Origin of the sequence: Actinomadura sp. NPDC048955, assembly GCF_040649435.1 — a bacterium.
Lineage (GTDB): Bacteria > Actinomycetota > Actinomycetes > Streptosporangiales > Streptosporangiaceae > Spirillospora > Spirillospora luteofluorescens.
Window position 1 is genome coordinate 1 of record NZ_JBEZJI010000149.1, and the last position, 3,589, is coordinate 3,589.

Consider the following 3,589-nt stretch of genomic DNA (forward strand, 5'->3'; position numbering starts at 1 on the left):
GCTCGGGACGGGTGAAGGCGGGCTGCCCGGGGCGTTCGTCCCAGGTCAGGACCTCGTCGAGCGGCTCGAACACGTCCTCGTCGGCGAGATCGGGACCGGCCCCCAGGCCGCAACCCGACCCGGCCGCCCCGCGCGCCGATCCCCTGCTGCGATACGCCGTGGATTCCGGACGGTCGCCCGCGAAGCGCGCCCATCGGCGCCACCACAAACGAAAAGACAAGGGGACATCCCATGACCGGGCTTGTGATCCTTCTCGCCTACGTCATCGTCGGCATCATCGTCGGCAGCGTCATCGGCGTCGTAGTCAGCGTCGTCGGCGGCGTCGTTGACGTCATCGTCGTCGGCGTCATCAACTTCATCGACTTCATCAAACGCCTCATCGACAGAGGCTGACCCACATCCACCCGCAGGGGTCCGGCACCGCCGGACCCCTGTTTCTTGACCCCCAACAGCCCAATTCGGCAACGCATCTCGCCGCCCTCGGCAGGTCGCGGCTGGCCCGCTACCTGTCGCCCCGACGGTGACCAGTGCCGATATCGGCGGGTCGCGGGTCGCGGGGTCCTCGCCGATGACCAACCGTGTGAGAAGTCGCCCCCCGCCCTCGCAAACTCGCGGCTCCTCGCACGCGCAGGGCCCTCGTTCTGGGAACCCACCGTAAGACCGCGAATCGCGGGATATGCGCGGGTCAGCGCGTTTACGCACCCGCAACCAGGACCGCAAGGTCTTTGCCTGGGGTTCGGCGCGGCCTCCTCGGGTGGGGAAGCACTCCCCGGGGGGGGTGTGACGGCCGCGCTCGTCAGTCGGCGTCGGCGGTCGCGCGGGCCTCGATATGGTGCGGCAGCTCGCTGCATGCCAAAGCCGGCGGATGTTGGCGGGTAGCAGAGGCGTCGGCAAGCCCGGGGAGCCTCAGGGTTCGCACGGGCCGGAGTCACCGGCGATTTATGTCACATGGTCAGTGGCTTGCCGATCCAGGTCAGAGGTCGACTGTCCTGCCTGCCGCCCTGCAGAGAGGGCGGCCTGTTTCCGGACATGAAACGGACGTAACAAGACGGGAGCTGATTCACATGCCGGATGTCAAGTGCCCGAAGTGGTGCGCCCCAACTGTTCCCAAACAAGGTGGTGGAGGGCGGGCCTGCTCCCGGTGCACGTGGGAGAGGCGAGCGCGATAGAGCGTGGGGACGGGCTGGGGGTCGTCCGTCTGCGGCGCCCGGGGCCCGTCGGCGGGGCATTCGTGTGCATGTTCATGTGGGGGAGCCCACAGCGTCAGGCGCCTGACGCGGCTGATGCCGGCCAAACGAGCGGCGTGGAAAGGACTTCTCTCCCCGCCGCTCGTCTCCCCAGCGACCGGGAGGAACCCGGCCGACCACCCAGATAGCCCTTTACGGTCTTGACCTACTGTCGGACTCCATCCCCTGCCGCCACCTCAGGGCGCCCAAAGCTCTTAGACACCATCTCATTTGGGTTGGCGGCGGTAGTCTGCGGTCGTGGAGATGGTGGAGCGGTTGGTGCCTGAGGAGTTGTGGGAGTTGTTCCAGCGGGTGGTGCCGCCTGCTCCGACGCGGCCGCAGGGCGGGGGCCGGCGGAGGCATGGGGATCGTGAGGTGCTGGCGGCGATCATCTTCGTGGCGACCACTGGCTGTACATGGCAGCAGTTGCCCCCGGTGTTCGGGCCGTCGGGCCCTACCGCGCACCGCCGTTTCACCGAGTGGACAGCTGCGCGTGTGTGGGCCAAGCTGCACCGCTTGGTGCTGGACGAGCTGGGCGCGCGTGGTGAGCTGGACTGGTCGCGTTGCGCGATCGACTCCGTCAGTGTCCGCGCCGCCAAAGGGGGGAACTGACGGGCCCGAATCCTGTCGACCGCGGCAAGCGTGGGTCGAAAATCCATCTGTTGGTCGATCGTGCCGGGCTGCCGCTGTCTGTCGGGATCTCGGCGGCCAACACCCACGACAAGCTCGCGCTGGAGCCGCTGGTTCGGGGCATCGCGCCGACCCGCTCCCGGCGCGGGCCGCGCCGGCGCCGTCCCGCCAAGCTCCACGGCGACAAGGGCTACGACTACGCCGACCTGCGGCGCTGGCTGCGCGGGCGGGGCATCACGCCGCGCATCGCGCGCCGCGGCATCGAGTCCTCAGACCGGCTGGGGCGGCACCGCTGGGTGGTGGAACGGACGGTGTCCTGGCTGAGCGGCTGCCGCCGACTGCACCGCCGCTACGAACGCAAGCCCGAACACTTCCTGGCCTTCGTCGGCATCGCCGCCACCCTCATCTGCCACCGCCGACTCGCCAAATGAGATGACGTAACACCCAATGCGAGAACGTCGACCGCCTCGGCGATCAGCCCGGCGACGACCACGGCCGCTTCGCCGACGCCCGCGCGCTCGAGGCCTACGCCGGATCGGCACCGGTCACCCGCGCCTCGGGCCGTAGCATCTCCATCACCCACCGGGTGATCAAGCACGATCGCCTCGCCGCCGCAGGGTTCGTCTGGCCTTCGCCGCTTCCACCAATCACCAACCCGCACGGGCCCACTATCAGCGACGCCGAGAGAACAGGGACAAACACCCCTCCGCCCTGCGGCACCTGTTCAACCGGATGCTCGGCCAACTCTTCCGCTGCCTTCAAACCGGCCAGGCCTACGACGCCGGCAAATGCCTTCACCCGCGCTCTGCCGACCGCAGCTTGACGGCTTAGCGCCATCGGAGGTCTTGCTCTAAGTCAGCGACGGCCCTGCTTTTCCTGTAATGGCGATGAAGGACTGGCCCCACGCAAAACGCAGGGCCAGCCTGTTGAGGAGTGGGGAACTTCCGTTCCTCACTCTAGATCGAAGACCCCGGTTCCATCAGTCGGCGGTGTGTTCGGGATATTCTTCGGCGCCGTCCTCAGCCGCATTCTTCACACGGGCTTCTTGGAGCGCAGCACTCACGCGTGGATGGCCTGCGCCCAGGGTCAGTGCCAGCAGGTGGGCCTTGTCGAGTTCCACCTGCACTCGGTCGGATGGCTGTGCCACTATTGCCTCCCTAACTCTTTTTTGTTCGCGAACTTTCGCAGAAAGTAGCTTACAGGTAAGGGCTGGGCGGTCGGTGGTCAGTGGGAGGGGCGCAAGGAGATGCGCGGACACGATCAGATCTATGATCGTCTATCGTGCTCCGCCCGACCGGGCGTCCTACTCCGGAAGCTGGCCTCAGCCCCAAAGTAGACTCAGATGATCGCGTGCCAGGAGGCTTTGGGCTCGCCGGTGTCGATCGGTATACGCACGTACGCCTAGGGCCTGTTTCTTGGATCGACTGACGGTGGGCGTTGGTTGGGTCACTGTGGGTTGATGGGTCGTGGTGACTTGACCGATGCGCAGTGGGAGCGGCTGGCGCCGTTGCTGCCGCCGACGGGCGGGCGGGGTGGACGGTGGGTCGACCATCGGCGGGTGATCAACGGGATCTGTCATCGGTGCGGACTGGTGTGCCCTGGCGTGATCTGCCGCCGGAGTTCGGGGAATGGATCACCGTCTACAAGCGGTTTCGGCGCTGGTCGGCGGACGGGACCTGGGAGCGGCTGCTTCAGGTGGTGCGCGCCCAGGCTGACGCCGCCGGGGGCATCGA

The 3,589-nt window shown here is 67.3% G+C and carries 3 protein-coding genes and 3 pseudogenes; 4 read left to right on the forward strand and 2 right to left on the reverse strand.

Annotation, left to right across the window (positions count from 1 at the left end; all coding sequences use genetic code 11):
• A pseudogene (locus AB0C84_RS45505) lies at positions 1–220 on the reverse strand (hypothetical protein); the annotation flags it as partial.
• Between the two features lie 11 nt (positions 221–231).
• Between AB0C84_RS45505 and AB0C84_RS45510 the strand changes: the two are divergent.
• The 3 genes and pseudogenes from AB0C84_RS45510 to AB0C84_RS45520 form a co-directional block, all read left to right on the forward strand.
• Positions 232–393: a hypothetical protein gene (locus tag AB0C84_RS45510; protein WP_361079019.1), complete on the forward strand. Its 162-nt coding sequence runs from the start codon at positions 232–234 to the stop codon at positions 391–393.
• A gap of 1,097 nt (positions 394–1,490) precedes the next feature.
• Positions 1,491–2,287 (forward strand): IS5 family transposase gene (locus AB0C84_RS45515; RefSeq protein ID WP_361079025.1). Its coding sequence is split into 2 segments (ribosomal slippage): positions 1,491–1,833 and positions 1,833–2,287, totalling 798 coding nucleotides; the frame shifts between segments, so codons are not numbered across the junction.
• A 107-nt stretch (positions 2,288–2,394) separates the two neighbouring features.
• Positions 2,395–2,679 (forward strand): annotated as a pseudogene (locus AB0C84_RS45520) (hypothetical protein); the annotation flags it as partial.
• A gap of 156 nt (positions 2,680–2,835) precedes the next feature.
• Here AB0C84_RS45520 and AB0C84_RS45525 read toward each other — a convergent pair.
• Entirely contained in the window at positions 2,836–2,976 is a 141-nt protein-coding gene (locus tag AB0C84_RS45525) for a hypothetical protein (RefSeq protein ID WP_361079022.1), read from the reverse strand.
• A gap of 339 nt (positions 2,977–3,315) precedes the next feature.
• Between AB0C84_RS45525 and AB0C84_RS45530 the strand changes: the two are divergent.
• Positions 3,316–3,589: pseudogene (locus tag AB0C84_RS45530) on the forward strand (IS5 family transposase); the annotation flags it as partial.